This is a genomic window from Kitasatospora cinereorecta, from assembly GCF_024172095.1.
GTDB classification, from domain to species: Bacteria; Actinomycetota; Actinomycetes; order Streptomycetales; family Streptomycetaceae; genus Kitasatospora; species Kitasatospora cinereorecta.
The window spans coordinates 165,280-192,058 of the sequence record NZ_JAMZDX010000007.1 but is presented as its reverse complement, the minus strand read 5'-3'; the positions used below and the strand labels follow the sequence as shown (position 1 = coordinate 192,058).

The following is a 26,779-nucleotide window of genomic DNA, read 5'->3' as shown; positions in this document are numbered from 1 at the left end:
GGCCCACCGGCCGGGGCGCCCGGAAGGGAACACCATGTCCGCACCCACCCCGGACGGCGTCGCACCCGAGCAGCCGTCCGCCGCACCCGCCGCACCTGCCGTCACCGCCGGCCCGGCGCCCACCGCCGTCCCGCAAATCGTCGCCGTCCCGGACCTCGTCGCCCGCCGGGCCGAGCAGGCGCCGCACGCACTGGCCGTCACCGACGGGACCACCACCCTCACCTACGGCGAACTCCTCGCCGCCGCCCGCCGTCTGGCCGGCGAGCTCACCCGCCGCGGCATCGGCCCCGGCAGCGCCGTCGGCCTGCTGGCCGCCCGCTCCGCCCGCCTGGTGGTCGCCCAGCTCGCCGTCTGGTGGGCCGGCGCCCACAGCGTGCCGCTCGACCCGGCGTACCCGCGCCCGCGCACCGCCGAGATGATCGCCGACGCCGGTGTCGCCCTGGTCCTCGGCGACAAGGCACTGCTCGCCGACGCCGGGCTCACCGCCGGGCAGGTCCTGGAACTCACCGAGGACGGCGCCGCCGGACCGGACGACGACGCGTCCGCGCCGCTGCCGCCCGCCGTCACCGGTCCGGACGCGGTCGCCCTGCTGCTCTACACCTCCGGTTCCACCGGCCGCCCCAAGGGCGTCCAGGTGCCGCATGGCGCCGTCACCGACCTGGTCACCGCGCCCGACGCGATCCGCCTCGTCCCCGGCGACCGGGTGCTGTTCCACTCGCCGCTCACCTTCGACGCCTCCACCTTCGAGCTGTGGGCACCGCTGGTCGCCGGCGCCGCCGTCGCACTCTCCCCGGCCGACCGGCCCTCCGGCGAGGAACTCGCCCGCGACATCGAGCGGTTCGGCGTCACCCACGCCTTCCTCACCACCGCGCTCTTCCACCACCTCGCCGCCCGCCGGTCCCGGATCTTCGGCCTGCTGCGCACCCTGGTTGTCGGCGGCGAGACGCTCTCCCCCGAGCACGCCGCCGCCGTCCTGCGGGCCTTCCCCTGGCTCGACCTGGTCAACGCGTACGGGCCGACCGAGGCCACCACCTTCACCACCCTGCACCGGGTCGCCCCGGCCGACTGCGCCGCGCCGATCCCGATCGGACGGCCCTTCGGCGGCGCCCGGGTCGCCGTCCTGGACGAGCGGCAGCAGCCCGTCCCGGCCGGCACCCGCGGCGAGCTGTGGATCGGCGGCGCCCGGCTCGCCCTCGGCTACCTCGGGCAGCCCGAGCTGACCGCCGACCGCTTCCGCGACCTTCCTGAGACCGGCCGGATGTACCGCAGCGGCGACCTGGTCACCGAACGGCCGGACGGCGCCCTGGACTTCCACGGCCGCGCCGACCACCAGGTCAAGGTCCGCGGCTTCCGGATCGAGCCCGGCGAGACCGAGCACGCTCTCCAACTGCACCCCGACGTCGCCGAGACAGCCGTGGTGGTCCGCCGGGCCGGTCAGGAGGACGCCGCGCTCACCGCGTACGTGGTCCCCGCCGAGGGCCGGCGGCCCGTCGCCGAGACGCTCCGCCGCCACCTCGCCGAGCACCTCCCGGCGCACCTCGTCCCCACCGCCTGGACCGTCCTCGACCGTCTGCCGCTCACCCCGACCGGCAAGATCGACCGCCGCGCGCTCGCCGACGGCCCCGCGCCGGACGCCACGGACGCCGTACCCGCCGAGCCGCGGCCCGCCGCCGCGCTGACGCCCATCCAGCAGGCCGTCGCCGACGCCTGGTCCCGGGCCCTGGAGCACGCCGTCACCGACCCGGCGGCCGACTTCATCGCCGAGGGCGGGCACTCCCTGCTCGCGATGTGGATCGTCGACGACCTGCGCGAGGACCTGGGCGTCGACCTCCCGCTCGCCGACTTCTTCGGCCACCCGACCGTCGCCGGCCAGGCCGCGCTCGTCGAGCGGGCCCTGCTGGCCGCCCACGGCGCCGACCTGTCGACCGACACCGCCGACGCCGCTGGCACCGCCGACACCCGCGAGGAGCAGCGATGACCGGCACCGACCCGACCTCCCAGGCCGACCTGCTCCGCCTCGCCCGCGCCGGAACCCGAGCCGGAACCCGCACCGCGACCCGCACCGGGACACGCACCGACCGCTCCACCGACCCGGCCACCGCCGGCCGCAGCGGCCCCGTCCGCCGCACCGACGCGACCGGCCCCGCCCCGCTCTCCCACGCCCAGCACCGCATGTGGCTGATGGACCGGCTCGGCCAGGGCGGCGCGCTCTACAACGTGCCGGTCGCCGCCCGCCTGCGCGGCGCGCTCGACACCGACGCCCTCGGCGTGGCCCTGACCGCGCTGACCGAGCGCCACACCGTCCTGCGCACCCGCTACGGGCAGCAGGACGGCCGACCCCACCAGGACGTCGGGCCGGCCGCCCCGGTGCCGGTCGAGGTCCGCCCGGCCGGCGTCGAGGCGGCGGCCGCCCTACTGCGCGAGGAGGCGCTGCGGCCGTTCGACCTCGCCACCGGCCCGGTGCTGCGCGCCCTCGTCCTGCGGCACGCCGCGGACGACCACACCCTCCTGCTGACCGTGCACCACATCGCGGTCGACGGCGGCAGCCTGCCGGTCCTCACTGCGGACCTCGCCGCGCTCTACGCGGCGGCCCGTACCGGCTCCGCCGCCGATCTGCCCGAACCCGAGCTCCAGTACGCCGACTTCGCCCGCTGGGAGCGCGCCCGCGACCCCGAGCTCGCGGCCGCCGCGGACGCCCGGGCCGCCCGCCTCACCGGTGCCCGGCCCGTCCCGCTGCTGCGGCCGGCACCCGCCGGCCCGCGCACCCGCACCGCCGCCCTGCACAGCGCTCCGCTCACGCCGGAGACCGTGGACGGGCTGCGCCGGCTGGCCACCGGCCACGGCGCCACCCTCTACACCGTGGTGCTGGCCGCCGCCCTGGCGACCCTGCACCGGGCCACCGGCGCGGACGACCTCACGGTCGGCTGCGCCAGCGGCCACCGGGCCCGCCCGGAGCTGCGCCGCCTGGTCGGTCTCGGGGTCAACACCCTGGCCGTCCGCGCCGATCTCGGCGGCGACCCGGCGTTCTCCGAGGCCGTCACCCGGGTCCGCGACGCCCTGCTCGACGCCCAGCAGCACCACGAGGTTCCGTTCGACCTGGTGGTCGAGCGGCTCGGCGCCGAGGCGCGCGGCGAGGACGGCAGTGCGCTGCTCGCCGTCACCTGCGACCTGGTCCAGCCGGTCGCCCCGCTCGACCTGCCCGGCCTGGACGCCGAGGCCGTCGACGTCGACCTGGGCCTGGCCAAGTTCGGTCTCGGGCTGCTGGTCGAGGACGGTCCCGCGCCGCGCTGCCTGGTCCAGCACGACACCGACCTCCTCGACCGGGCCACCGCCGGGCGCCTGCTGACCGCGTTCGCCGCCGTGCTGGCCGCGGTGGCCGAGGACGGCTCGCGCCGGCTTGGCGACCTGCCCGGCGAGCACCTCGACGCCGCACCCACCGCGGCCGCAGCCGAACACCCGGCGGTGGCGGTCCTGCTCGCCGACCCGCGGGTCACCGACGCCGCCGTCCTCACCCCGGACGGCCGCCCGGCCCTCGCGTACGCCGTGGTCCGCGGCCCGGGGGCGCCCGGCGGCGCCGAGCTGCGCGCGGCCCTGCGCCGCCGGCTGCCGGCCGACCTGGTGCCCGCCGCCGTCACCGTGCTCGACGCCATGCCGCGTACCGCGGACGGCGCACCGGACCCGGCCCGCCTGCCGGGCGCGCCGGTCGCCTCCGCCGCACCCGAGCCGGACGCCGGCCACCTGAATGTCGTCCTCACCGCCTTCGGCGAACTCCTCGGCGCGCGGCCCGAGCCGGACGGGGACTTCTTCGTTCTCGGCGGGCACTCGCTGGTCGCCGTCCAGCTCGCCGAACGGCTCCGCACCCGCACCGGCCTGCCGCTGACCGGCCTCGACGTCCTCGAACAGCGCACCCCGCGCGCGCTCGCCGCGCTGCTCGCCGACCGGGACCGCGAACGCCGCGCCACCACCCGCCGTACGGGCCGCACCGTCCGCACCGCCCGCGAGGGCACCGTGCTGCTCACCGGCGGCACCGGTGGCGTCGGCGCAGCCGTCCTCCAGGAGCTGATGGCGCAGGGGCTGCCGGTCCGGGCCCTCACCCGGCCCGAGTCGGCCCACCTGGTCGCGCTGGACGGCGTCGAGATCGCCGAGGGCGACCTCAGCGACCCCGACAGCCTGCGCCGCGCCGTCGAGGGCGTCGACGCCGTCATCCACGCCGCCTGCACCTTCACCGACCACGACACCGACATCGCCGCCATGCGCGTCCTCGTCGACGGCTGGCACGGGCACAGCTTCGTCTTCGTCAGCAGCATCGACGCGTACGGCCGTCCGGCCGTCGAGGAGGTCCCCGAGGGCGCGCCGGCCACCGACCCGGTCAGCGCGTACGGGCAGGCCAAGCTCGCCTGCGAGCGCCTGCTGTTCGAGCGGGCCGGCGGCGACGGGCGCGGCGCGGCGACCGTGGTCCGCCCGCCCATCGTGTGGGGGCCGCACCGGCGCCTGCGCGACCAGCTCCGCTGGGGCGCCACCGGCGACCTCTTCCAGGCCGCCCGGGCGGACCGGACGATCGTCCTGCCCGCCCCCGGCGCCGGCGGCCACGCCTGGCACGGCGCCTCCTGGGTCCACTCCGCCGCCCTGGCCCGCGCCGTCACCGCCTGCGCCGACGGCAGCGGACGCGCCGCCGGACGGGTCGTCAACGCCGTCACCGGCCATGTCGCCTGGACGGAGTTCACCGCCGAACTGGTCCGCCTGCTCGGCTCGGCCGCCACCGTCGAGCTGCGCGAGGACGCCGACCCGGAGCTGCTGCGCCCCTGGCACTACCGCGCCGACGCGCTCGCCGCGGTGCTGCGGCCGGAGCCCGGCGAGGACTGGCGCAGCGTGCTGGCCGCGATGGTCCGCTGACCGCGCTGGTCCGCCAACCCACGCGGGCCCCGGCGCCACCCGCCGGGGCCCGCCCACCCTCGACACACACCTCGCGGAACGCGGGGCCCCGACACCGGATCGGCCACTACCCTGGCCCCGTGAGCGACGCCCTCGAACTGACCCTGTCCGTCCGGCTGGCCGAGGGGCTGCCGGACGGCGAACTCGCCGAACTGCGCTGGCACCTGGGGCTGGGCGAGCAGCCCGAACACCTGGTCCTGGTGACCGCGTTCCCGGAGGTGGAGGAGGACGACGACGGCGGGCTGATCGCGGAGAACCGCCCCCGCCCGCTGCTGGACTCCACCGGCGACCTCGCCGCACTGCCCGGCGACGGCTGGACGCTGACCGCCCACCGCACCGTCCACCCGGCCGAGTTCGAGCCGCTCGGCCGGCTCCTGGTCGCCCTCGCCGAACGCACCGGCATCACCGGCCCGGTGGTGATCGGCCAGCTCCGCTCACCGGACAGCACCCTCGCCGAACCCCTGCTGGTGCGCGGCGGCACGGTCCGCTGGCCGGCCTGAGCGCACACCGGGCACCTCGTGGATCTTGCGCAGGACGGGTCCGAGCCACCAAGATCGGCTCGGCTCCCCGAGAAAGGCCCCCCACATGCGTTCCCGCCCGGCGTCCGCCGCCGCCCTCAGCTGCGCCCTCCTGCTCCTGACCGGCTGCGCGTACCTCACCGGTGGCCTCTCGCCGTACGGCAAGGACGTCACCGCGGACCAGCTGACCGGGTCGTGGACGGGCGACTGCAACTCGACCCTCACCATCAACGCGGACCTGACCGCGAGCGCCACCGACTTCCCGGTCGCCGCCGACAGCAGCACGTTCACCACCCGGGTCTCCGGCGCCGGCACCTGGCGGATCGTCCCGCGCGAGAAGGACGGCACGCCGGAGAAGCTCGACCTCACCTTCGACTCCAAGGGCAACGAGGTCGACTTCGCCCAGGGCCCGCACGGCTCCCTCATCCTGTCCGACCAAGTCGGCGACCCCGACCTCGGCATAGCCTGCCGCTACACCCACGACTGACGGCCCGTGCTCCGGGGCACCGCACCGCGCCCAGGAGACCCCGCCGTACCGGCACCACCCGCCAGGCACGCCAGAATGGCGCCATGAGCGTGATCTACACCATGGCCGGGCTGGCCCTGCTCGCCGTCACCGTCGCCGGCATCCTGCGCACCCTGGTGGTGCCGCGGGGCCTGTACTCGGCGCTGGTCGGCCGGATCTGGGCGCTGCTGCGCCGGACGCTGCGGATGCTGGCGGTGCCGTTCGGCAGCACGTACCACGCGCTCGACCGGCTGCAGACCTGGCTCGCCCCGCTGATCCTGCTCGGCATGCTCACCACCTGGCTGGTCGGCACGCTGACGGCGTACACGCTGCTGCTGCGCGGCACCTCGGACCTGTCGTGGTCGGTCGCCTTCCGCGAGGCCGGGTCGAGCCTGTTCACGCTCGGCTTCGCCAGCGGCGAGCGGCTGCACCTGTCGGTGATCGACTTCATGGCGGCGGCCACCGGCCCGCTGATCACCGCGCTGCTGATCGCCTACCTGCCGACGCTGTACGCCGCGTACAACCGCCGCGAGGTGGAGGTGACGCTGCTGCAGGCCCGGGCGGGCGAGCCGGCCTGGGGACCGGAGCTGCTGGCCCGGCAGTCGCTGGTGTCCACCGAGAAGGCGCTGCCGGAGCTGTACCGCGACTGGGAGCGGCTGGCGGCGGACATCGGCGAGAGCCACTCCAACTACCCGGTGCTGCTGTCCTTCCGCTCGCCGCAGCCGTACCGCAGCTGGGTGGTGGGCCTGGTCTCGGTGATGGACGCCGCCGCGATGCAGCTGTCGCTCGCGCCGCGCCAGGCGCCGCCGGAGGCGCGGCTGGTGCTGCGGGCCGGGTTCACCGCGCTGCGGGACATCGCCGGGACGCTGCGCATCCCGTTCGACGCCGACCCGGAGCCGGACAGCCCGATCCGGCTCAGCTATGCCGAGTTCGACGCGGCGGTGGCGATGGTGACGGCCACCGGCTTCCGCCGGGAGCGCCCGGTGTCGGAGGCCTGGCGGCACTTCCAGGGCTGGCGGGTCAACTACGAGGCCATCGCGTACGAGCTGGCGCGCCGCAGCGACGCGGTGCCGGCGCTGTGGACCGGCCCGCGCGACTTCCCGTCCGTCCCGATGCCCCCGCGCCGCCCGGCCGACCGCCGCCCCAAGGCCTGACCACCGCCCCGCCGACGAGTGGGCCTACCGCCCGTCGAGCGCGGCCTCGGCCGCGGCCAGCACCTCCACCACCCGCAGCCCGAACTCCACGTCGCACGGATGCGCGCCCGCCCCGCCCGCCGCACCGAGCAGCGCATCGATCGCCCGCCCGAACGCGGCGGTCGGGTGCTCGCTGCGCCCCGGCATCCGGGCGGGGCCCGCGCTGCCGCGCAGTTCGACGGCGACGCCGTCGACGGCGGCCTCCGGCGGCGCGGTGAGGCTGAGGGTGACGGTGCTGGAGGCGCCGGCGGCGTGCCGCAGCACCAGGTGGACGGTGTCCCCGGGGCCGCGGGCGGCGGTGAGCTGCTCGACGTCGCCGAGGATCGGGAGCAGGATCGACAGGGCGTGCGGGCCGACGTCCCACAGCGCGCCCTTGTCGCGGCGCCAGACGGAGGCGGCGTACGGGCTGTCGGTGGTGAACACCGAGCCGAGCCAGTCGGCGCGGGCGGTGAACCAGCCGTCGGTCGCGGCCTGCTCGGCGAGCCAGTCGGCGTGCGGGTCGCCGAAGCGCAGGGTGAAGAAGACCACCGACGCCACCTCCGCGCGGCGGGCGGCGTCCGCGACCGCGGCCGCGTCGGCGACGGTGGCCGCGACGGGCTTGTCGAGCAGCAGGTGGCGGCCGGCCTCGGCGGCCCGGACGGCGTAGCCGGCCTGGACCTCCGGGGGCAGCGCGATGGAGACGGCGTCGACGTCGGCGAGCAGCTCCTCGACGGTGCCGTAGGCGGTGACGCCGTGCTCCTCGGCGAGGGTGGCGGCGGCCTCGGGGCGGCGGCCCCAGACGCCGGCGAAGTCGACGCCGGGGTGGGCGGCGAGGGCGGGTGCGTGGACCCAGCCGGCCCAGGGGCCGGTGCCGAGCAGACCTATCCGCATGCCGGTCAGCCCTCCACCCGGATCAGGGTGAAGCCGTCGTACCCCTTGGTGCCGACGGTCTGCACGGAGGTGGCGGTGACCCGGGGCTCGGCGGCGATCAGGTCGTGCATCCGGCGGACGGCGACGACCGACGGGTCGGTGCTGTCGGCGTCACCGACCGCGCCGCCGCGGACCACGTTGTCGACCACGATCAGCGAGCCGGGGCGGGTGAGCTTGACGGCCCACTCGAAGTAGAGCGGGTTGCTGGGCTTGTCCGCGTCGATGAAGACCAGGTCGAAGGGTTCGGCGCCGTCCTCGGCCAGCTGTCGCAGGCTGTCGGCGGCGGGGCCGACCCGGACCTCGACGGAATCGGCGAGTCCGGCGTGCGCGAGGTTGGCGGTGGCGACGGCGGCGTGCGCGGGGTCGATCTCCAGGGTGATCAGGCGGCCGCCGGCCGGCAGGGCGCGGGCCAGCCAGATCGCGCTGTACCCGCCGAGGGTGCCGACCTCCAGGATCCGGCGGGCGCCCTGGGTGCGGGCCAGCAGCTGGAGCAGTTTGCCCTGGTTGGGGGCGACGTTGATGTGCGGCAGGCCGGCGGCGTCGGCCGCGGCCAGGGCGGATTCGAGCGCCTCGTCGGGCCCGATCAGCACCTCGCTGAAGTACTCGTCGACCGCCGTCCACTGCTGCTGGCTCATCACTGCCTCCGCTGCTGGGTGTCGATCATGACCCTATCCGACAGGGACGGTGGCAGCGGCGGCTCCCGGTCGACCGCCTGCTCGGTCGACCGCCTGCTCAGTCGACCGGCTGCTCCATCGGCCGGATCGGCTCGCCGCTCGGCAGTCCGGACTGCTCGGGGTGGCGGGCCCGCGACTTGCCGGCGCGGCGCTTGAGGACCAGCGCGGATCCGGCGCCGAACAGGACGGCGGCGCCCAGGCCGATGTAGGAGGCGCCCTTCAGGTACTGCTCGGCGACCTTGCCGACCTGGTAGACCAGCAGCGTGGTGCCGCCGGCCCAGACCACGCCGCCGAGCACGTTGGCGATCAGGAACTTCCAGTACGGCATCCGCAGCGTGCCGGCCAGCGGTCCGGCGAAGATCCGCAGCAGGGCGACGAAGCGGCCGAAGAAGACCGCCCACATGCCCCACTTCTGGAAGGACCGCTCGGCGGTTTCCAGGTGGTCGGGCCCGAAGTGCTTGGGGAACTTGCGGCCGAGCTTCTCGAAGAGCGGGCGGCCGCCGCGGCGGCCGATCGCGTACCCGATGGAGTCGCCGATGATCGCGCCGGCGATGGCGCACAGCGCCACCCCCCACGGGTTGACGACGCCCTGCGCGGCGAGCAGCGCGGAGGTGATCAGGGCGATCTCTCCGGGCAGCGGGATGCCGAGGCTCTCCAGGCCGATGATCAGTCCGATGAGCGCGTACACCGAGCTCGGCGGGACGCTCTCGATCCACTGGTCGATGTGCAAGGCGGAGTACCTCCGTGGGGCAGGGTGCAACGGCTCGGCCGGCGGTCGTACGTCGGGTGGGTCGGCGCCTCCCCGCTCAGGCCAGCCTAACCGGTCGAAACGGCCGTTCGAAGGCCGTGGTTCCCGGGTGAGCCGAATCTCACCGCGGTGACGGTGGGCCGCAGCCCCCCGAGCACCGGCAGCCGTACGGCGAGCGCGAGCGCGGCGCCGAGCGGCCCTGGGGTGCGCTCGGGTCGGACGTCGCGGATCTCGGCCACGCCGGGGTGGGCGGTGGCGAGCTTGCCGCGCTCGCGGGCGTCCATGCCCCAGGGCATCGGCGGCGCCTGGTAGCCGTGCGTGCGCAGCCTGCCCTCGACGGCGAGCCGGCTGAACCAGCGCGGGACGGCGTCGAAGACCAGGGTGGCGCCGGGGAAGCGCTCGGCGAGGAGGGCGAGCAGGGCGCGCACCTCGGGCGGGCGCAGGTACATCAGCAGGCCCTCGGCGGTGATCAGCAGGCCGCGCGAGTCGTCCACCCGCTCGGTCCAGGCCGGGTCGGTGACCGAACAGGCGACCAGTTCCTGGCGCGGCCCGGCCGGGAGCAGCCGGGCGCGCAGCTCGCTCGCCTCGGGCAGGTCGACCGAGATCCAGCGGGCCCGGCCGTTGTCGACCCGCCAGTACTGGGTCTCCAGGCCGTCGCCGAGGTTGACCACGGTGCCGCGGGGGTGGCGGGTGAGGAAGTCCTCCACCTCGCGGTCGAAGCAGCGCACCCGGATGCCCTGGACCAGGCTCTGCAGGGTGCTGGTGCCGAAGCGCTCGGCGAACGGGAAGTCGATCCGGTCGGCCAGGTCGACCGCCTCGGGGTCGTCCAGCACCCCGCCGGGCCGACGGGCCTCGGTGGCCCGCTGGTGCAGCGTCCACAGCGCCGTCTCGGGCACCGCCGTGAGCCGCACCGCCTCCTTCTGCCCGGGTTCCCGGCCGTTCGCCTGCTCGTTCTCCACCATGTCCGCAATTCTGACACCCGGTCACCGGCGGCCGGGGCTCACCCCGCCCCGACCGCCGGATCCCCGCGGGCCGGCCCGCCCCGCCCCCACGACGGACGGGCCGGCCGCGGGGGCGGGTCAGCAGGAGGCGGGCAGGTCCACGGTCACCGGGCGGGGCGCCCACGGGTAGGAGGCCACCGCGAACGAGCCGTGGACGGCGACGGCGCACGGCACCGGGCCGCCGACGCCGCGCACCTCGACGGTCGCACCGGTGAAGCGCACGTCCCGGTAGGCCGTCCCGGCCGGGTTCTCGCCGGTCAGCACCGTCTGGAGGTCCTGCGGCCGGGGCCCGGGCGAGCCGGGGCTGGGCGGACCGGCCAGCGAGATCCGGCCGACCAGCTGCACCTGGTCGCCGTCGACCTCGGCGCACAGCCGGGTGAGCAGTCCGGCCTGCAGACCGGACGCCCCGCAGAACACCTGCGGCGCCGGCGCCTCCGCCGCCGTCGCCGGTGCCGCACCCAGTAGGGCCAGTCCGGCGGCGGCCGCCGCCGCCACGAAGATCCGTGCCATCACGGACTCCTTCCGTTGTCAGGCATCCCCTCGTGGGATGCAATGTGATATTTCACTAGCGGAGTGACGGTGGGGTGACCATCCGGTCACGGAAGGTTCCGTTCCACTGCCGCCCGGACCGCGATAAACGGGATGACCTGCGACGTTGCCGTGTCCTAGGGTGCCCGCATGGACGATGTGACCCTGACCACGCTCGCCGAGCGGCCGGAATTCGCCGACGGCCTGTGGGAGATGCCCGACAGCTGGCCGGTCTTCATGCACCACGACCTGGTGGCCAACGGCTTCATGGGCGAGGTCGCCGAGGCGTTCCCCGAGTTCGTCCTGGTGGCCACGGACGCCACCGGGGCGCTGGTCGGCCGCGGGCACAGCATCCCGTTCCGGATGGACCAGCCCAAGCGCACCGCCGGCCTGCCCGACCGCGGCTGGGACGAGGTGCTGCTCTGGGCGTTCGCCGACCACCGCCGCGGCGACGTGCCGGACACCGTCACCGCCCTGGAGATAGCGGTCCGCCCGGACCTGCAGGGCAACGGCCTGTCCGCCCGGTTGGTGGCCGCGATGCGCGACAACGCCCGGGCGCACGGCTTCGCCGAGCTGGTCGCCCCGGTCCGGCCGAGCGGCAAGCACCGCGAGCCGGCCACCCCGATGTCCGAGTACGCCTTCCGGACCCGGCCCGAGGACGGCCTGCCGGTCGACCCCTGGCTGCGGGTGCACGTCCGCGCGGGCGCCGTGGTCGAGCGGGTCGCCCCGGCCTCGATGGCCATCGCCGGCTCGCTCGCCGAGTGGCGCGCCTGGACCGGCCTGCCCTTCGACGCCTCCGGCGAGGTCCTGGTGCCGGGCGCCCTCACCCCCGTCCGGGTCGATGTCGCGCACGACCAGGCGGTGTACGTGGAGCCGAACGTCTGGGTCCGCCACCGGCTCTGAGCACCACCCGGGGTGGCGGCGGCTCAGCCGATGCTGAAGGCGCCGGCCGGCGGGGGCGGCGAGTCCTCGGCGTCCGCGTCCGTGACCGGCCGGACCCGGCGGACGAAGCCGGCCAGCTCCTCGTGCTCGACCAGCCGGGCCGGGAAGGGGTCGGCGGCCAGCCGCCGGCCGAGGTCCCGGACCGGCAGCGGCTCGGTCGAGCCGGCCAGCAGGATGTTGCCGTACCGCCGGCCGCGCAGCACGCCCGGCTCGGCGGCCAGGCAGGTCTGCGGGAACACCGAACGCAGGGTGGCAGCCTGCGCCCGGGCGAAGGCCAGCGGCGGCCCGTCGGCCAGGTTGGCGGCGTAGCAGCCGCCCGGCCGCAGCACCCGCGCCACCTCGCGCAGGAACTCCGCACTGGTCAGGTGGGCGGGGGTGCGCGAGCCGCGGAAGACGTCGGCGACCACCAGGTCGGCGGAGGCGTCCGGTTCGGCGGCCAGCGCCTCGCGGGCGTCACCGACCGTCACGTCGATCCCGTCCGGCCAGGGCAGCGCCTCGCGGACCAGCTCGGTCAGCGGCCCGTCCACCTCCACCACCCGCTGGCGCGAACCCGGCCGGGTCGCCGCCAGGTAGCGCGGCAGGGTGAGTGCCCCGCCGCCCAGGTGCAGCGCCTCCAGCGGCCGGCCGGCCGGCGCCGCCAGGTCGACGAGGTGGGCGATCCGCTGGACGTACTCGAACTCCAGGTGCCCGGGGTCGGCCAGGTCGACGTACGACTGCGGGGTCCCGTCGAGGGTGAGCAGCCAGCCGGCGTCGCGGTCGATGTCGGGCATCAGCTTGGCGGTGCCCAGCGCGACGGCCCGCTCGACCGGCAGCCGGTCCTCCGGGTCCTGGTGCCGGGGGTCGGTCATGCGCCGGGCAGGTAGGCGGTCAGCCAGCGGTCGAGCTCGGTGAACACCTGGGTCCGGGCCTGGTCGCCGGAGAGCACCAGGTCGTGCACGCCGCCCTCGATCCGGATCACGGTGACGTTGCCGCCCAGCCGGGGGCCGAGCGCGGCGATGTCGTCGGCGCGCAGCACCGCGTCCGACTTGTGCAGCGCCGGGTGCCACTTGCTGGTGGAGATCGAGGCGGTGGAGGCCATCAGCAGGATCGGGCAGTCGACCGTCAGGCCCTGCCGGACCTGCCGGTGGCCGCGCTGGATGGCGGCCAGCCAGCCCGCGTACAGCGGGAAGCCCTCGGCGGGCTTGAGCTGGAGGTCGAAGTCCCAGCTGCCGCGGTGGTCGCGGTGCAGGCTGTGCACGTAGTGCGGGTTGATCGGGGCGGGCAGCTTGCGGGTGGCGGCGAGGCGGCCGAGCGCGCCGACGGCGGGTGCGCCGAGGGTGCGGACGGCGGGGGCGGCCGGCATCGACAGGAACGGGCTGTTCAGGAACAGGCCGTCGACCAGGCCGCGGCCGGTCCGCCGGTCCGCCCACAGGGCGGTGACCAGGCCGCCGGTGGAGTGGCCGTTGACCAGCAGGTGCCGGTGGCCGTCCAGCTCGCGGATGATCCGGACCGCCTCGTCGAGCTCCTCGTCGTACTCCGACAGGTCGCGGACGAAGTTGGGCGACTGGTGGGCCTTCAGGGAGCGGCCGTACTTGCGCAGGTCGAGCGCGTAGAAGGACCAGCCGGCCGCGGTGAAGTGGTCGGCCAGGTGGGTCTGGAAGAAGTAGTCGACGTAGCCGTGGACGTACAGCACGGCCCGCTCGGCCCCGGGGACCAGACGGCGCACCAGGGTCGCCGAGACGGCGCCCTCCTCGTCCGGCCGCAGCGGCAGGTCGACGGCCTCATACGGCTCGCCCAGGATGTCCGTCCGAAACTCCATGCCGCTCTCCGCACCGTCTTCCGTGATCAGCACTGCCCTGTGCCGACCATACCGCCCGGTAGCCCGGGGCGGACACCGGGCCGAGAGCTGACGGGTCGTTGTAAAGCTTGACTCTCACATTTCCTGAGAGGACACTCTCACATCATGGAACCGTCGATCAACGAGCTCGGCGACGTCGAGATCACCGACCCGCGGACGATGCGCGCACTCGCCCACCCCGTCCGCCTCGCGATCCTCGAACGCCTCCAGCGCCACGGCCCCGCCACCGCCACCGAGCTCGCCCCGGACGTGGGCGCGACGCCCACCGTGACCAGCTGGCACCTGCGCCACCTCGCCGGCTTCGGCCTGGTCCGCGACGCCGAACCGGGGCCCGACCGGCGCCGGCGCCGCTGGGAGGCGGTCGGCACCGGCATGCGCTTCGAGCCGTCCGCCGACCCCGAGAGCGGCGACGCCGCCCACGCCCTGGCCCAGCAGATGTTCCTGCGCTACGCGGACCTGCCCGCACGCTGGATCACCGAGGTCGAGCCCGGCCTCGACCCGGCGTGGCGGCGGCTCGGCGGCCTCGCCAACACCGGGGTCACCGTCTCCGCCGACGAACTCGCCGCGATCCTCGACGGCATCGAGCGCCTGCTCGCCCCGTACCTCACCCGCGACGCCGCCGACCGGCCCGCCGACAGCCGGCGCGTGCGCCTGATGCGCTACGTCCTGCCGGAGGCGGCCGCGCCCGACCCTGAGACCCCCGCCCACCGGGAAGGACCAACCGCATGACCACCACCGCCACCACCGACCGGGCCGACCGCGCCGACCGCCCGGCGCCGCCCCCGCTCCTGCGCGACCGGCGCTTCCTGCGGTTATGGACCGCCCAGTCGGTCTCCCAACTGGGCGACCGAATATCCGAGCTCGCCCTCCCCCTGATCGCGGTCACCGCGCTGCACGCCACCGCCGTCCAGGTGTCCCTGCTGACCGCCCTGGCCTGGGCCCCCAACCTGCTCGGACTCCTCTTCGGCGCCTGGGTCGACCAGCGGCCCGGCAAGCGCCGCCTGATGATCACCGCCGACCTGGTCCGCGCCGCCGCCCTCGCCACGCTCCCGCTGGCCCACCTGCTCGACGCGGTGAGCCTCGGTCAGCTGTACGCCGTCGCCGTGGTGACCGGCTCCGCGGGCGTCCTGTTCAACTCCGCGTACTCGCCGTTCTTCGTCCGCCTGGTGCCGCGCTCCCAGTACGTCGAGGCCAACAGCCGGCTGAGCACCAGCCGCTCCGCCTCCTACCTGGTCGGGCCGGCGATCGGCGGCGCGCTCGTCCAGGCCCTGACCGCGCCCGTCGCGGTCCTCACCGACGCGGTGTCCTTCCTGGCCTCCGCCGCACTGCTCGGCCGGCTCCCGGTGACGGAGGAGCCCGCGCCCGCCGGCGACGCGGGGCCCCCGATGCTCGCCCGGGCCCGTGCCGGCCTGGCGTTCACCCTGCGCCACCCGGTGCTGCGGGCGAGCCTCGGCTGCTGCACCACGGTCAACTTCTTCACCTTCATGGCCGCCGGTCTGACCCTGTTCTTCGCCAGCCGCACCCTCGGCCTGTCCGCCTCCGCCATCGGCCTCGCGCTCGGCGCCGGCGCGACCGGCAGCCTGCTCGGCGCGGTGCTCGCTCCGCGGATCTCCCGGGCGATCGGGGTGGGCCGGGCCATCGCGGCCGGCGCGGTGCTCTTCCCGGCCCCGACCGCTCTGGTCGCGGTGGCCGGCGGCCCGCTGTGGGCCCGCGCGGGGGCGCTGACCGCCGCCGAGTTCCTCGCCGGCGCCGGGGTGATGCTCTTCGACATCAACCTCAACTCGCTGCAGGCCCGCGTCATCCCGGACGCCCTGCGCAGCCGCGTCTCCGGCGCCTTCGGCACCGTGAACTACGGCGCCCGCCCGCTCGGCGCACTGGCCGGCGGCCTGCTCGCCGCGGCGATCGGCACCCGCGCCACGCTGCTCGCCGCGGCGCTCGGCGGCTGCCTCGCCGTGCTGTGGCTGCTGCCGTCCCCGATCCCCGGTCTCCGCTCCCTCGACTCGCTCGACGAGCCGGCCCCGGACCCGGCCGTCACCGCACCGTAGCGGCCCCGGACCCGATCAGGGCTTCCACTCCTCGGCCAGCAGCCCGAGCACCACCTCGTCGGCGAAGCCGCCGTAGACCCAGGCGGCCCGGCGCAGCGTGCCCTCCAGGGTGAACCCGGCCCGGGTGGCGGCGGTGATCATCGCGGTGTTGTCGGACAGCGTGTCCACCTGGAGCCGCTGCAGCCCGCGCACCGCGAAGCCGTACGCGCAGAGCACCCGCACCACGTCCGAGCCGAGCCCGCGTCCGCGGAAGGCGGGGCGCAGCGACAGTCCGAGGTGGGCGGTGCGGTTGTGCAGGTCGATGCCCCACAGCATGGCCTCCCCGGCGAGCTCGCCGGAGGCCGACTCCACCACCGAGAACACCACGACGTCCTCCGGCAGGTCGTCCACCCGGAAGGGGTGGTTCGCGGCGCCGGGGGCGATCGGCCGCCAGGGGCGGCTGTCGCCCCGGCTCCGGGTCACCACGTCGCCGTGGAGCTCCTCGATCAGGACCGGTACGTCTTCTTCGTGGCGGGCCCGCAGCCCGACCTTCTCTCCTCGCAGCACAGTCGACTTGGTACCGTCCGGACCGCCCGGAAAGCAATCGAATTGCGCCCTCGATTGTTCGATAACCGTCACTCCGCGTCCGCTGGCGGCCGACGCTTGGTCAGGGCGGTGGACTGGCCCTAGGCTCCGCAGGCATGCCGCTCTTTGGACGTCGCCGCAGCACCGCACCTCGCCTCGTGCCCGAGCTCGACGACGCCGAGCTGGGACGCGTCCGCAAGCAGCTGACGGCCCCGCAGCTGCAGGGTCAGCTCGACCTCTCGGCCGGCCTGGTGGAGCAGGTGCTGCGCGGCGCCGGGTCGGACTGGGACCGGCGCACCCACCGCCTCGCGGTGCTCGCCGACGCGGCCACCCCGGCGCTGGCCCAGGTGTGGCGGCGCCAGCGGCCCCGGGACGCCGACCCGCTGGTGCTGGGCGTCTGGGTGGAGCTGTCCCAGGCCCGGGCCGAGGGCGGCACCGCCGACGCTCGCGGCCTGGTGGACCGCTGCCACCGCGCGGCCGACCTGCGCCCCGAGGACCCGACCCCGTGGATCGCCCTGCTGGGCACGCTGCGGCTGCTGCGGCGTCCGGCGGCGGAGGTGTTCCCGGTGTGCCGGGAGATCGGCGCCCGCGACCCGTGGAACCGGACCGCGCACCTGGAGATGCTCGGCTACCTCTCGCCCGCCGAGTGCGGCTCGCACGCCCAGGCGCTGGACTTCGTGGACGCGGTCCGGGCCAACGCCCCGGCCGGCTCCGCGGTGACCGGCCTGGAGCTGGCCCTGCTGCTGGACCGCTACCGGGCGACCGTCGACGCCGGCGGGGTGAGCGCGCTCGGCGCCCGCCGCCGCTGGGCCCGGGCGGACGCCGAGTCGGCGCTGGAGCGGGCCCTGACCTGGATCCGCCCGGGCACGCTCCGCCACGCCGAGGCGCTGGCCGACCTCAACCTGCTCGCGTACGCCCTGGTGCAGGCGTCCCGGTCGGCCGAGGCCGCCGCGGTGTTCGAGCTGCTGGGCCCGGTGGTGACCGCCTGGCCGTGGCTGCTGGACGGCGATCCGATCGAGCAGTTCGCGCACTGGCGCGACCAGACCGGCGCGACTGCCTAGCTTGGTCTGCGCGGGCTCACTGCCCGCTCCGGCGCCCGCGCCGCCGGGGGGTCTGCGCGCCGCGCAGTACGGAGACCACGCCGAGTCCGGCGGCGCTGAGCGGGACGGCCAGCAGCGCCCCGATGATCCCGGCGACCCCGGCGCCCGCCACCACGGCGATCATGATGGTGGCGGGGTGCAGTTCGACCGTCCGGCTCTGGATCAGCGGCTGCAGGACGTTCCCCTCCACCACCTGGACGGCCAGCACCACCCCGAGCGCCCACAGCGCCGTCCCCAGGCCGCCGTCGGCCAGCGCGACCAGCACCGCCACCGTCCCGGACAGGAAGGCGCCGACGAACGGGATGTAGGCGCCCATGAAGACCAGCGCGCCCAGCCCGGCCGCCCCCGGAACGCCCAGCACCACCAGGCCGATGGTGATGAAGGTGGCGTCGATCAGCGCGATCAGCGTGGTGCCGCGCATGAACCCGGCCATCGCGTCGAAGGCCTGCCGGCCGCAGGCGATCACCGTCCCGGCGCTGCGCTCGGGCAGCACCTCGCGGACCACGTCGCCGGTGCGGTGGCCGTCGCGCAGGAAGAAGAAGACCAGGGCGAGGGCGAGCACCGTCCCGGTGATCAGCTGGGTGGCGAAGCCCAGCCCGGAGAGCACACCGCCCGCCAGTTCGTTCACCAGCGAGCTGCCCGATCCCGAGCTCTGCTGCAGGGCGTACTGGATCCGGTTGCCGACCGGTCCGAGCCAGTCGGCGATCCGGTTGCCGGCCTCGGTGAGCGCGGAGGCGATCTGCGGGGCGCTGTGCACCAGGGAGTTGACCAGCAGGGCGAGCACCCCGCTGACGCCGAGCACGAGCACGGCGCAGGTGAGTCCGGCGGCCGCCCCGCGGCCGAGGCCGCGGCGGACCAGCCAGGGCATGACCGGGTAGAGCAGTGAGGTGCCGAGCAGCGCGATGATCAGTGGGACGGTGGCGGCGCGCAGCGCGACGAGCGCGTAGACGACGAACGCGGCGACCGCGATGAACAGGATGACCGCGCCGGACCAGAGCGCGGCGGTGTGGACGCCGGGCGGCAGCCTGGGCCGTTCGTCGCCGCTCGGCTCTGCCGCCATCGCACCTCCGGACGCACCGTCGAGCCACCACCCCGCGTCCATATCAGCACACGAGGTGATGAATCATCCGGTTCCACCCGCCGTTCGGCGTGGTCATCCGGCCGGTGCGATCACCACCCGCGCGGGCCGCCCGGCGAACTCCAGCACCCGGGCGCCCTCCGCCTCCGCCTGCCCGGTCTCCGCCGCGCTCAGCGGGGCGAACGGCTCGATCCGGACCGCGTCCGCCTCCAGCCGCCACAGGCCCGCCACCAGTCCGTCCCGCAGCAGGGTGCCGGCCACCAGGCCGTTCTGCGTCATCACCCGCGGCCGGTACTCCTCCGGCAGCACCCGGCTGCGGTCGGCGTGCGCGAGGACCAGGTTGTCGAACGGCGCGACCAGTCGCACGGGCACCGGCAGCTCCGGGTCGGGCCGCGGCGCCTGCGGCAGGTCGTACAGCACCCGGCCTTGCTCGTCGCGGAAGACCGCCAACTCGGGCGCGAGGCGCTTCAGCACCGGCCCGAGTCCGGTCAGCCCGGACCACTTCTGCGCGTCCGCCGCGGTGGCCGGCCCGAACGCGGCCAGGTAGCGCAGCACCAGCCGCTCCGGCCCGGGCCCGTCCCCCTCCCGGTCGGCCGCGGTGCCCAGCCAGTGCTCGGCGGTGGTGTGCGCGGCCGGCCCGCTGCGCCCCCAGAGCCCGCGCGGCGGCACCTGGACGAGGGTGAGGTCGCACCGCGCGGTCTGCGCCAGCGCGGCCGCGTCCCGGCCCGGGAAGTCCTCGGCCAGCAGCTCGCCGAGGCGCTGGAAGGTGAGCGGTTCGGCCTCGACCAGTTCCCGGGCCCGGGCCGCCACCGCGGCGCGGTCGATCCCGGGCAGCAGCTTGCCCCAGTTGGCGCGGTAGCCGCGGTCCAGCACCGGTTGCAGCAGCGGCCGCAGCTCCCGGCAGTCCTCGGCGGTCACCAGGTGGATGGTGCCGCGCTGCAGGGCGACCCGGACCACGGCCCGCGTCTCCAGCAGCCCGGTCAGCGCCTGCGCCCGGAAGCCCTCGATCCGCGCCAGCAGCCCGAGGTACGGCGGATCGGGCACCGCCTGCGCCTGCAGGCCGATCAGGTGCTCGACCATCGCCGCGGGCGACAGCGCGGACCGCTCGATCAGGTGCTGACGTGCCAGCAGGGCCCGGCCGAGCGCCCGCGGACCGAGGACCTCGGTCACACCGGCCGCCCCGCCGCGGTCCGGTCGATGGTCGAGCGCAGCAGCGCGATCCGGTTGCTGGTCAGCGAGTCGACCCCGGCGTCGAGCATCCGCCGCATGGTGCGCCGCAGGTCGACGGTCCAGGTGGCGACGGACAGGCCGGCGTCGTGCGCGGCGTCGACCAGGCGCGCGTCGACCATCCCGAACGGCGGGTTGAGGTAGCGCGGGCGCACCTCGTCCAGCAGGGGACGGCCGGGCAGCCGCGGCTGCTTCCAGGTCAGCAAGATCTCGGCGTCCGGCGCCAGCTCCCGGACGGCGGCCATCGCGGCGACCGGCCCGCAGAACGCCACCTGCTCACGGGCGCCCAGGTCGGTGACGGCGGCCAAGGTCGCGGCGACCGGCGCGGGATCGTCCAGGTCGATCAGCAGCCGCGCCGCGGGCACCTCGGCGACGCTCTTCAGCGCCTCCGCCAGCGTGGGCACCCGCAGGCCGGGGCGGCCCACCTCGGCGAGCTCCGCGGCGGTGAGCCGGTCGACCGGCCGGGGGTCCTCCCACAGCCGCTTCAGGGTGGGGTCGTGCAGCAGCACCGGCACCCCGTCCCGGGTGAGCCGGACGTCCACCTCCACCGCGTCCGCCCCGGCCGCCAGCGCGGCGGCGATCGAGGGCAGGGTGTTCTCGCGGTGGCGGTACGGGTCGCCGCGGTGGGCGACGGCGAGGACGGTGGTCATGGTGCGGTCGGTCTCCCCCGGTTCAGCGTCGTTCGACGACGACATTGGTCGACTTGATCACGGCCGTGGCGGGCGCGCCCGGGACCAGCCCCAGCTCCTCCGCCGAGTCCCGGCTGATCAGCGACACCACCCGGAACGGCCCCGCCTGGATCTCCACCTGGGCCGCCACGTCGCCGAGCACCACGTCGGTCACGATCCCCGGGAAGCGGTTGCGCGCCGACGAGCGCCCCTCCGCCGCGGCGTTCTCCGGACGGGCCAGTTCCCGGGCGAACGCCGCCAGTTCGGCGCCGGCGATGATCCGGTGGCCGTGCTCGTCGCGCTCGGCGGCGAGCCGGCCGGCGTCGACCCAGCGGCGCATGGTGTCCGCGCTGACGCCGAGCATCGCGGCGGCCTCGCCGATGCGGTACGGGTGGACCGGCCGGTCGGGGTGGGCGGCCATGGGCGCTGCTCCTGGCGGTTCGCGGTGGCGGATCCCGGAAGGGGAATCCCTGCTGTCGCCGCCATCCTGCCCTACCGGGCCCGGAGCGGTCGAAGCACCCGCCGCCACCCGTCGGCCTGACACCCCGTCGTCTCCGGTCGACGCCGCAGGACCGCCGCTCACACCCCGCCGAACAGCTCCCGGCGCACCGCGTCCCCCGCCGTCAGCACCGCGCCCGCCAGGACCGCGCCGCCCCCAGCCGTGCCGGCCCGCACCTCGGTCCGCAGCGGGTTGAGCCCGGCCAGGCGCCGTTCCACCCGGGACGCCAGCTCCGCGCCGCCGGCCTGCCCGACCTCGCCGCCGAGCACCACGCAGCCCGGGTCCAGCACCACGCAGATCGCCGAGACGCCGAGCGCGATCCGCCCGGCCAGCTCCTCCAGAAAGCCGTCCGCCGCACCGTCCGCGCCGCCCCGGACCGCCTGCCCCACCAGCTCCACCGCCGCCTCCAGCGGCCCGCCGCCCGGCACCGCCAGCCCGTACCGCCGTGCCAGCGCGCAGATCGCGGCGCTGGCGACCACCGAGTGGAAGCCGCCCTCGCAGCCGGTGGCGCTCGGCAGGCCGACCGTGCCGGGCACCGGCAGGAAGCCGATCTCGCCGGTGCCGCCGGAGGCGCCGCGGCGCAGCCGGCCGCCGAGCACCACCGAGGCGCCGATGCCGTGGCCGAGCCAGAGCAGCGCGAAGTCGGCGCGGTCGCGGGCGGCGCCCACCCGGTGCTCGGCGATGCCGGCCAGGTTGACCTCGTTCTCCAGGATCACCTCGGTCCCCGGCCGGGCCCGCAGCGCCTCCAGCAGGTCGGTGTGCCAGCGCGGCAGCTTGCCGGAGTTGTTGAGCTCCCCGCTCGCGGGGTCGACCAGTCCGGGGGCGCCGACGGCGACGGTGTGCAGGTGTCCGGCGCCGGCCCGCTCGGCGGCGGCCAGCAGGGTCTCGACGGTCCGGGCGGCGAGGTCGTCCGCGTCCCCGGGGCCGGCCGGTATCTCGGCGGTGGCGAGGGTGCGTCCGGTCAGGTCGGCGACGACCAGCGAGACGCCGGTGGCGCGGATGTCGATCCCGGCCAAGTGGGCGCGGTCGGCGACCAGCGCGTACACCCGTGCGTTGGGGCCGCGGCGGACGTCCGCGCTCTCCCCGGCGACGGCGACCAGCCCGCCGCGCTGGAGCCGGTCCAGCAGGTCGGCGACGGTGGGACGGGAGAGTCCGGTCAGGGTGCGCAGCTCGGACGCGGTCAGCGGCCCCTGCTCAAGGAGCAGGTCGAGGGCCAGCCGGTCGTTGATGGCGCGGGCGGTGCTCGGCGTGGCCGTACGCGCGGTCGTCATGGCCGCATCCTTCCAGAGGTTTCTATCAGGATCCCTTCCTGATAGTTTATCGACACATCCCACCCGCACCCGACCACCACCGCAGCAGAGGGGGAGCCCGCCATGGGCGAGCAGATGAAGGACGTCCGGCGCGCCAGGGTGAGCGTCGCCCTGGTCTTCGCCGTGCACGGCGCGGTCACCGGCACCTTCGCCACCCGCATCCCGTGGCTCCAGGACCACCTGTCGCTGAGCCCGGGTCAGCTCGGCCTCGCCCTGGTCTGTCCCGCCGTCGGCGCCTCCCTGGCCATGCCGCTGGCTGGCCGGATCGTCCACCGGTACGGCGCCCGCGCCGCCGTCCAGGGCCTGCTCACCCTCTGGTGTCTCTCCCTGGCGCTGCCCGCCCTCGCCCCGAACCTCGCGGTGCTCGGCCTCGCCCTGTTCGGCTACGGCGCGACGGCCGGCATGGCCGACGTCGCGATGAACGCCCAGGGCGTCGAGGTCGAGGAGCGCCTCGGCACCTCGATCATGTCCGGCCTGCACGGCATGTGGAGCGTCGGCGGCCTGGTCGCCTCCGCCTTCGGCGTGCTCGCCGCGCACGCCGGCGTCGATGCCCGGGTCCACTTCGGCGTCGCCGCGCTGGTCCTCACCGCCCTCGCCCAGCCGGTCTGCCGCGGCCTGCTCGACGTCCGCCCGGTCGCCGGCGAACAGGCCCCGCCGCGCTTCGCCCTGCCGCCGCGCGCCGCGCTGGTGATCGGCCTGGTCGGCTTCTGCGCCGTCTTCGCCGAGGGCGCCTCGATGGACTGGAGCGGCGTCTACCTGCGCGACATCACCGGCTCCTCCGCCTCCACCGCCGCCGCCTGCTACACCGCCTTCGCGGCCACCATGGCCGCCGCCCGGCTCTGCGGCGACCTGGTGGTCCGCCGCCTCGGCCCGGTCCGCACCGTCCGCATCGGCGGCGCCGTCGCCACCGCCGGCGGCCTGCTGGTGATCGCCGCCGACACCCCGTACCTCGCCATCCCCGGCTTCGCCCTCATCGGCATCGGCATCGCCACCGTCGTCCCGCTCGCCTTCGCCGCCGCCGGCCGCGCCGGCACCAACCCCAGCCAGTCGATCGCCGGCGTCGCCACCATCACCTACACCTCCGGACTGATCGCCCCCGCGGTCATCGGCGGCATCGCCCAGGCCAGCTCCCTCACCGTCTCCTTCGCCCTGGTCACCGCCCTCACCGCCGCCCTCGTCCCGAGCGCGATCGCCCTCCGCCACCGCACCACGGCCCCCGCCACCACCCCCACCCTCGAACGCACCCGTTGAACTGCGAGCCGACATTGGCCACCAGGGGCTCGGGGAACCGCGACGCCGACCCCGGGAGCGGCTCAGGTACGGGAGCGGTCAACCCCGGGAGCGGCGCTCGGGCCGCCACCCACACCCGGGGTCGGCCACAATCGAGCACGCTCACCACTCCCGGAGCGGGCCTCGCAGTTCCCCGAGCCCCCACCAACCACCCCCCACCCCTCACCCCACCCGCCGCTGCACCACCCACCACAACCGCCGTGGCAACTCCCCCTCCTCCAGCCCCTCCACCCCCACCAACTCCCACCCCTCCCCCGCGAGCCGACCCACCAGCTCCCGAGAGAAGAAGTGCACGGCGAATCCCCCGTGCTCGTAGATGTCGTCCCCGTGCGCGACCCCGGCGCCGTAGTGCGCGTCCCCCGTGTGCCGCACGGTGTACACGAAGGTCCCGCCCGGCCGCAGCACCCGCCGCACCTCTCCCACCAGCGCCTCGATCTCCCCCGTCGAGAGCGCCATGCACAGCAGCATGTGGGCGAACACCCCGTCCACCGAGCGGTCCGCCACCTCCAGCGGCTCCCGTACGTCCTGGACGGCGGTGGTCACCGGCAGCCCCTCCGCAGCCGCCCGTTCGGCGAGCTGCGCGAGGCCGACCGGACTGAAGTCGGTGGCCCGCACCGCGAACCCGGAGCGCGCGAAGTACAGGGCGTCCCGCCCGTGCCCGGCGCCGAGTTCCAGGACCTCTCCGCCCGCCGCGAAGACGGCCGCCGCCCGCACCGCCGCCTCCGACGGCTGCTCGCCGTACATCCCGGGATACGCGGTGTACGTCCGCTCCCAGTGCGCCCGCTGCTCGCGTCCCAGCTCGCCACTCATCCGCCGCGCCTCCTCCGCTCACCTCACCCGGCGCGACCCTATCCACCGCCCTCGCCCGCACCGTGCACCGAATTGCCCCGGACCGGCCCCGCCGTGCGATGCTCACCGCCGTGACCACCTCGACCACGACTCCGCTCCTCCCCCGCCAGCGCAATCCGATCGGCGCGCACGTCCCGGTGGCCGGCCGCGGCCTGGCCGGCACCGGACTGGCGTACGCGACGAAGGTGGGCGCGGAGACGGTCCAGGTCTTCGTGGCGAATCCCCGCGGCTGGGCGACTCCGGCCGGCAGTCCGGCCCACGACGAGGCGTTCCGCGCCGCCTGCGCCGAGCAGGGCATACCGTCCTTCGTCCACGCGCCCTACCTGATCAATTTCGGCTCCGATTCGCCCGCCACCCGCGAACGCTCGGCGGAGTCGCTGCGCCACTCCCTGCACCGCGCCCACGCGATCGGCGCGCGCGGCGCCGTGGTCCACACCGGCGCGGCGCTCTGCGGCTCCCGCGCCGACGCCCTCGCCCAGGTCCGCGCGGACGTCCTGCCACTGCTCGACGAACTCGACGCCCTCGGCCCGGACGCGCCGCGGCTGCTGCTGGAGCCGACGGCGGGCCAGGGCAGTTCGCTCTGTTCCCGGATGGAGGACCTCGCCGCGTACGCCGACGCCCTCGACCACCATCCGCTGCTCGGCGTGTGCCTGGACACCTGCCACGCCTTCGCCGCCGGCCACGACCTCGCCGCCCCGGGCGGCGTGACCGCGATGCTGGACGCCCTCACCGAGGCGGTCGGCCCGGACCGCCTCCACCTCATCCACGCCAACGACTCCAAGGACGTCGCGGGCGCCCGCAAGGACCGCCACGAGAACATCGGCGCAGGCCACATCGGCGCCGACCCCTTCCGCGAACTCCTCGCCCACCCGGCCACCGCCGGCGTCCCGCTCGTCATCGAGACGCCCGACGGCCGCCACCTCCCCGACCGCATCGAGGGCGCCCGCCACACCGCCGACATCACCCTCCTCAAACACCTCCGCACCGAGGCCCTCACCCGGCCCACCGACACGCCCCTCAACGCGGCGACGTGAACGGATTCCCCCCGTCCAGCCCGAGGCAGTAGCCGCCCCGCCGCTCCACCATCGGCGCGGTGCCCAGCGAGTCCCCCGGGGCGACGACCACCGCGCCGCCCGCCTCCGTGTCCCGGGCGTAGCTGCCGCTCTCCCTCAGGGCAGGCAGCATCACCGCATCCGGCGCACCCGAACGCGACCACGCAGCCTCCTCCGCCCGCCCGCGGGGCCGGCGAGCGCAGCGGCTAGGCTCACCGGGTGCCCGCACTCCTCCGTTCTCCCTGGCTGCGCCTCGCCCTGCTGCTGGTGGTGCTCGCCGCCGCGGCCGGCTCGCTGCTGCTGTGGGATCCGGCGCAGGTGCTGGCCGCCGCGTCGGGGCCGTACCGGATGCCCGTCGCACTGGCCGCGTACGCCTTCGGCACGATCGCCTTCCTGCCCCGTCCGGCGCTGAACGCCGCCATGGGTCTGCTGTTCGGCGCGGTGTGGGGGGTGCCGCTGGCGGTGGCGGGGTCGGCGTTGGGCGCGATCGGCGCGTTCGCGCTGGGCCGGGCGCTGGGCCGGGACGCACTGCGCCCGCTGCTGCGGGCGAAGGTCCTGTCGGCGATCGACCGCCGGCTGACCGAGCAGGGGTTCCGCAGCGTGCTGCTGCTGCGGCTGTTCCCGGGTGCGCCGTTCCAGGCGGGCAACTTCGCCTGCGCGTTCTCGGGGGTCCGGTTCTGGCCGTACCTGGCGGCGACGGTGCTCGGCGTGGTCCCGACCACGACGGCGTACGTGGTCGCGGGGGCGAGCGCGGGCACGCCGGGGTCGCCCGCGTTCCTGATCTCGACGGGCGTGATCCTGGCGATGTGCGTGTTCAGCGCGGTCTCGCTCTGGCGGGTCCGGGTCCGCTCGAAGACGAACGCCGCACCCGCCGAGGCAGCACCGGTGGCCGTCCCTACCGCCTGATCGACGGGCTCCACTCCCCCAGCGCCCACAGCATCACCGTGTTGGCCCCCATCGCGACGCCGACCACCCACGCCCACAGCGGGTACCCGCTCAGCGCGAGCGCGGCGACCGCCCCGCCCCACACCACCAGCTGGCTCAGGTACCACGCGGTGACCGCCTCGGGTCTGCTGCGCCGGGGCGCCGCATACCGTCCCCAGAGCACGGCGGCCACGCCCGGCAGCGCCACCGCGGCGAGCAGCCGTACGGGCCACGGCCCCGGCAGGTGCCAGCCGCCGACCGCGAGGGCGACCAGTGCCACCAGCTCCAACAGCAGACGGACCGCCAGGTTCACCCCGACCAGTGCCTTGCGCATCTCTCCCCCTCCGGCCTGACGGACCGACCGCCTCGGCGGCAGCCAGCATAGG

At 75.8% G+C, this 26,779-nt stretch carries 28 protein-coding genes; 12 read left to right on the top strand and 16 right to left on the bottom strand.

What is annotated here, in order from left to right:
- The first annotated feature begins 34 nt into the window (after positions 1-34).
- The 5 genes from FHR36_RS33620 to FHR36_RS33600 all read left to right on the top strand — a co-directional run bounded on the left by FHR36_RS33620 (position 35) and on the right by FHR36_RS33600 (position 7,109).
- On the top strand, positions 35-1,978 hold the full coding sequence (locus FHR36_RS33620; protein ID WP_253803551.1) for a non-ribosomal peptide synthetase: 1,944 nt from the start codon (positions 35-37) through the stop codon (positions 1,976-1,978).
- Positions 1,975-4,893: a condensation domain-containing protein gene (locus FHR36_RS33615; RefSeq protein ID WP_253803549.1), complete on the top strand. Its 2,919-nt coding sequence runs from the start codon at positions 1,975-1,977 to the stop codon at positions 4,891-4,893. The genes FHR36_RS33620 and FHR36_RS33615 overlap by 4 nt, the downstream gene beginning before the upstream one ends.
- A gap of 119 nt (positions 4,894-5,012) precedes the next feature.
- Positions 5,013-5,432: a hypothetical protein gene (locus FHR36_RS33610; protein WP_253803547.1), complete on the top strand. Its 420-nt coding sequence runs from the start codon at positions 5,013-5,015 to the stop codon at positions 5,430-5,432.
- A gap of 85 nt (positions 5,433-5,517) precedes the next feature.
- Positions 5,518-5,937, top strand: coding sequence for a hypothetical protein (locus FHR36_RS33605; protein ID WP_253803545.1), 420 nt, complete (start codon positions 5,518-5,520; stop codon positions 5,935-5,937).
- A gap of 83 nt (positions 5,938-6,020) precedes the next feature.
- Complete coding sequence (locus tag FHR36_RS33600; RefSeq protein WP_253803543.1) at positions 6,021-7,109, top strand: hypothetical protein; 1,089 nt, start codon at positions 6,021-6,023, stop codon at positions 7,107-7,109.
- Positions 7,110-7,133: 24 nt separating this feature from the next.
- Here the strand turns inward: FHR36_RS33600 and FHR36_RS33595 are convergent, their stop codons facing one another.
- The 5 genes from FHR36_RS33595 to FHR36_RS33575 all read right to left on the bottom strand — a co-directional run bounded on the left by FHR36_RS33595 (position 7,134) and on the right by FHR36_RS33575 (position 10,990).
- On the bottom strand, positions 7,134-8,018 hold the full coding sequence (locus FHR36_RS33595) for a Gfo/Idh/MocA family protein (protein ID WP_253803541.1): 885 nt from the start codon (positions 8,016-8,018) through the stop codon (positions 7,134-7,136).
- Positions 8,019-8,023: 5 nt separating this feature from the next.
- On the bottom strand, positions 8,024-8,692 hold the full coding sequence (locus FHR36_RS33590; RefSeq protein ID WP_253803539.1) for an O-methyltransferase: 669 nt from the start codon (positions 8,690-8,692) through the stop codon (positions 8,024-8,026).
- Positions 8,693-8,789: 97 nt separating this feature from the next.
- Positions 8,790-9,461, bottom strand: coding sequence for a DedA family protein (locus FHR36_RS33585; protein WP_253803537.1), 672 nt, complete (start codon positions 9,459-9,461; stop codon positions 8,790-8,792).
- An 86-nt stretch (positions 9,462-9,547) separates the two neighbouring features.
- A complete protein-coding gene (locus FHR36_RS33580) occupies positions 9,548-10,441 on the bottom strand; it encodes a class I SAM-dependent methyltransferase (RefSeq protein WP_253803535.1) in 894 nt (297 codons plus the stop codon).
- A gap of 117 nt (positions 10,442-10,558) precedes the next feature.
- Positions 10,559-10,990 carry a hypothetical protein gene (locus FHR36_RS33575; RefSeq protein ID WP_253803534.1) on the bottom strand — a complete coding sequence of 144 codons (432 nt, stop codon included), beginning with the start codon at positions 10,988-10,990 and terminating at the stop codon, positions 10,559-10,561.
- Between the two features lie 168 nt (positions 10,991-11,158).
- Between FHR36_RS33575 and FHR36_RS33570 the strand changes: the two genes are divergently transcribed.
- Positions 11,159-11,911 (top strand): GNAT family N-acetyltransferase, encoded by a 753-nt coding sequence (locus FHR36_RS33570; protein WP_253803532.1) that lies wholly within the window; start codon positions 11,159-11,161, stop codon positions 11,909-11,911.
- A 23-nt stretch (positions 11,912-11,934) separates the two neighbouring features.
- On the opposite strand, the gene FHR36_RS33565 is transcribed toward FHR36_RS33570, so the two are convergent.
- Both FHR36_RS33565 and FHR36_RS33560 read right to left on the bottom strand, forming a co-directional pair.
- Positions 11,935-12,798 (bottom strand): spermidine synthase, encoded by an 864-nt coding sequence (locus FHR36_RS33565; protein ID WP_253803530.1) that lies wholly within the window; start codon positions 12,796-12,798, stop codon positions 11,935-11,937.
- A complete protein-coding gene (locus tag FHR36_RS33560; RefSeq protein WP_253803528.1) occupies positions 12,795-13,748 on the bottom strand; it encodes an alpha/beta hydrolase in 954 nt (317 codons plus the stop codon). Before FHR36_RS33560 ends, FHR36_RS33565 begins: the two co-directional genes overlap by 4 nt.
- 144 nt (positions 13,749-13,892) lie before the next feature.
- Here FHR36_RS33560 and FHR36_RS33555 point away from each other — a divergent pair, with 144 nt between their 5' ends.
- Both FHR36_RS33555 and FHR36_RS33550 read left to right on the top strand, forming a co-directional pair.
- Positions 13,893-14,516 (top strand): ArsR/SmtB family transcription factor, encoded by a 624-nt coding sequence (locus tag FHR36_RS33555; RefSeq protein WP_253803526.1) that lies wholly within the window; start codon positions 13,893-13,895, stop codon positions 14,514-14,516.
- The gene (locus FHR36_RS33550) at positions 14,513-15,832 is read left to right on the top strand and encodes an MFS transporter (protein WP_253803524.1); all 1,320 of its coding nucleotides are present in this window, start codon (positions 14,513-14,515) and stop codon (positions 15,830-15,832) included. The genes FHR36_RS33555 and FHR36_RS33550 overlap by 4 nt, the downstream gene beginning before the upstream one ends.
- 15 nt (positions 15,833-15,847) lie before the next feature.
- Here the strand turns inward: FHR36_RS33550 and FHR36_RS33545 are convergent, their stop codons facing one another.
- Positions 15,848-16,378 (bottom strand): GNAT family N-acetyltransferase, encoded by a 531-nt coding sequence (locus FHR36_RS33545; RefSeq protein ID WP_253803523.1) that lies wholly within the window; start codon positions 16,376-16,378, stop codon positions 15,848-15,850.
- A 176-nt stretch (positions 16,379-16,554) separates the two neighbouring features.
- On the opposite strand from FHR36_RS33545, the gene FHR36_RS33540 reads away from it, so the two are divergent.
- Entirely contained in the window at positions 16,555-17,457 is a 903-nt protein-coding gene (locus FHR36_RS33540) for a hypothetical protein (RefSeq protein WP_253803521.1), read from the top strand.
- A gap of 16 nt (positions 17,458-17,473) precedes the next feature.
- Here FHR36_RS33540 and FHR36_RS33535 read toward each other — a convergent pair whose 3' ends face one another.
- From FHR36_RS33535 to FHR36_RS33515, 5 genes are all read right to left on the bottom strand, one after another.
- On the bottom strand, positions 17,474-18,556 hold the full coding sequence (locus tag FHR36_RS33535; RefSeq protein WP_253803519.1) for an AI-2E family transporter: 1,083 nt from the start codon (positions 18,554-18,556) through the stop codon (positions 17,474-17,476).
- Between the two features lie 93 nt (positions 18,557-18,649).
- Complete coding sequence (locus FHR36_RS33530) at positions 18,650-19,744, bottom strand: winged helix DNA-binding domain-containing protein (protein ID WP_253803517.1); 1,095 nt, start codon at positions 19,742-19,744, stop codon at positions 18,650-18,652.
- Positions 19,741-20,451, bottom strand: coding sequence for a glycerophosphodiester phosphodiesterase (locus FHR36_RS33525; protein WP_253803516.1), 711 nt, complete (start codon positions 20,449-20,451; stop codon positions 19,741-19,743). Before FHR36_RS33525 ends, FHR36_RS33530 begins: the two co-directional genes overlap by 4 nt.
- Before the next feature lie 22 nt (positions 20,452-20,473).
- Positions 20,474-20,890, bottom strand: a complete 417-nt coding sequence (locus FHR36_RS33520) for a TOBE domain-containing protein (protein ID WP_253803514.1) — start codon at positions 20,888-20,890, stop codon at positions 20,474-20,476.
- 158 nt (positions 20,891-21,048) lie between these two features.
- Positions 21,049-22,239 (bottom strand): ROK family transcriptional regulator, encoded by a 1,191-nt coding sequence (locus FHR36_RS33515; RefSeq protein ID WP_253803512.1) that lies wholly within the window; start codon positions 22,237-22,239, stop codon positions 21,049-21,051.
- Positions 22,240-22,341: 102 nt separating this feature from the next.
- Here FHR36_RS33515 and FHR36_RS33510 point away from each other — a divergent pair, with 102 nt between their 5' ends.
- On the top strand, positions 22,342-23,529 hold the full coding sequence (locus FHR36_RS33510) for an MFS transporter (protein ID WP_253803510.1): 1,188 nt from the start codon (positions 22,342-22,344) through the stop codon (positions 23,527-23,529).
- Positions 23,530-23,730: 201 nt separating this feature from the next.
- Here FHR36_RS33510 and FHR36_RS33505 read toward each other — a convergent pair whose 3' ends face one another.
- Positions 23,731-24,378, bottom strand: coding sequence for a class I SAM-dependent methyltransferase (locus FHR36_RS33505; RefSeq protein WP_253803508.1), 648 nt, complete (start codon positions 24,376-24,378; stop codon positions 23,731-23,733).
- Between the two features lie 110 nt (positions 24,379-24,488).
- Here FHR36_RS33505 and FHR36_RS33500 point away from each other — a divergent pair, with 110 nt between their 5' ends.
- Positions 24,489-25,451 carry a deoxyribonuclease IV gene (locus FHR36_RS33500; RefSeq protein ID WP_253803506.1) on the top strand — a complete coding sequence of 321 codons (963 nt, stop codon included), beginning with the start codon at positions 24,489-24,491 and terminating at the stop codon, positions 25,449-25,451.
- On the opposite strand, the gene FHR36_RS33495 is transcribed toward FHR36_RS33500, so the two are convergent.
- Complete coding sequence (locus tag FHR36_RS33495; RefSeq protein ID WP_253803504.1) at positions 25,435-25,602, bottom strand: hypothetical protein; 168 nt, start codon at positions 25,600-25,602, stop codon at positions 25,435-25,437. The two genes, FHR36_RS33500 and FHR36_RS33495, sit on opposite strands and share 17 nt — an antisense overlap.
- Positions 25,603-25,688: 86 nt before the next feature.
- Between FHR36_RS33495 and FHR36_RS33490 the strand changes: the two genes are divergently transcribed.
- Positions 25,689-26,375, top strand: coding sequence for a TVP38/TMEM64 family protein (locus tag FHR36_RS33490; RefSeq protein ID WP_253803502.1), 687 nt, complete (start codon positions 25,689-25,691; stop codon positions 26,373-26,375).
- Here the strand turns inward: FHR36_RS33490 and FHR36_RS33485 are convergent.
- Positions 26,365-26,727 carry a YrdB family protein gene (locus tag FHR36_RS33485; protein ID WP_253803500.1) on the bottom strand — a complete coding sequence of 121 codons (363 nt, stop codon included), beginning with the start codon at positions 26,725-26,727 and terminating at the stop codon, positions 26,365-26,367. The two genes, FHR36_RS33490 and FHR36_RS33485, sit on opposite strands and share 11 nt — an antisense overlap.
- Positions 26,728-26,779 lie beyond the last annotated feature (52 nt).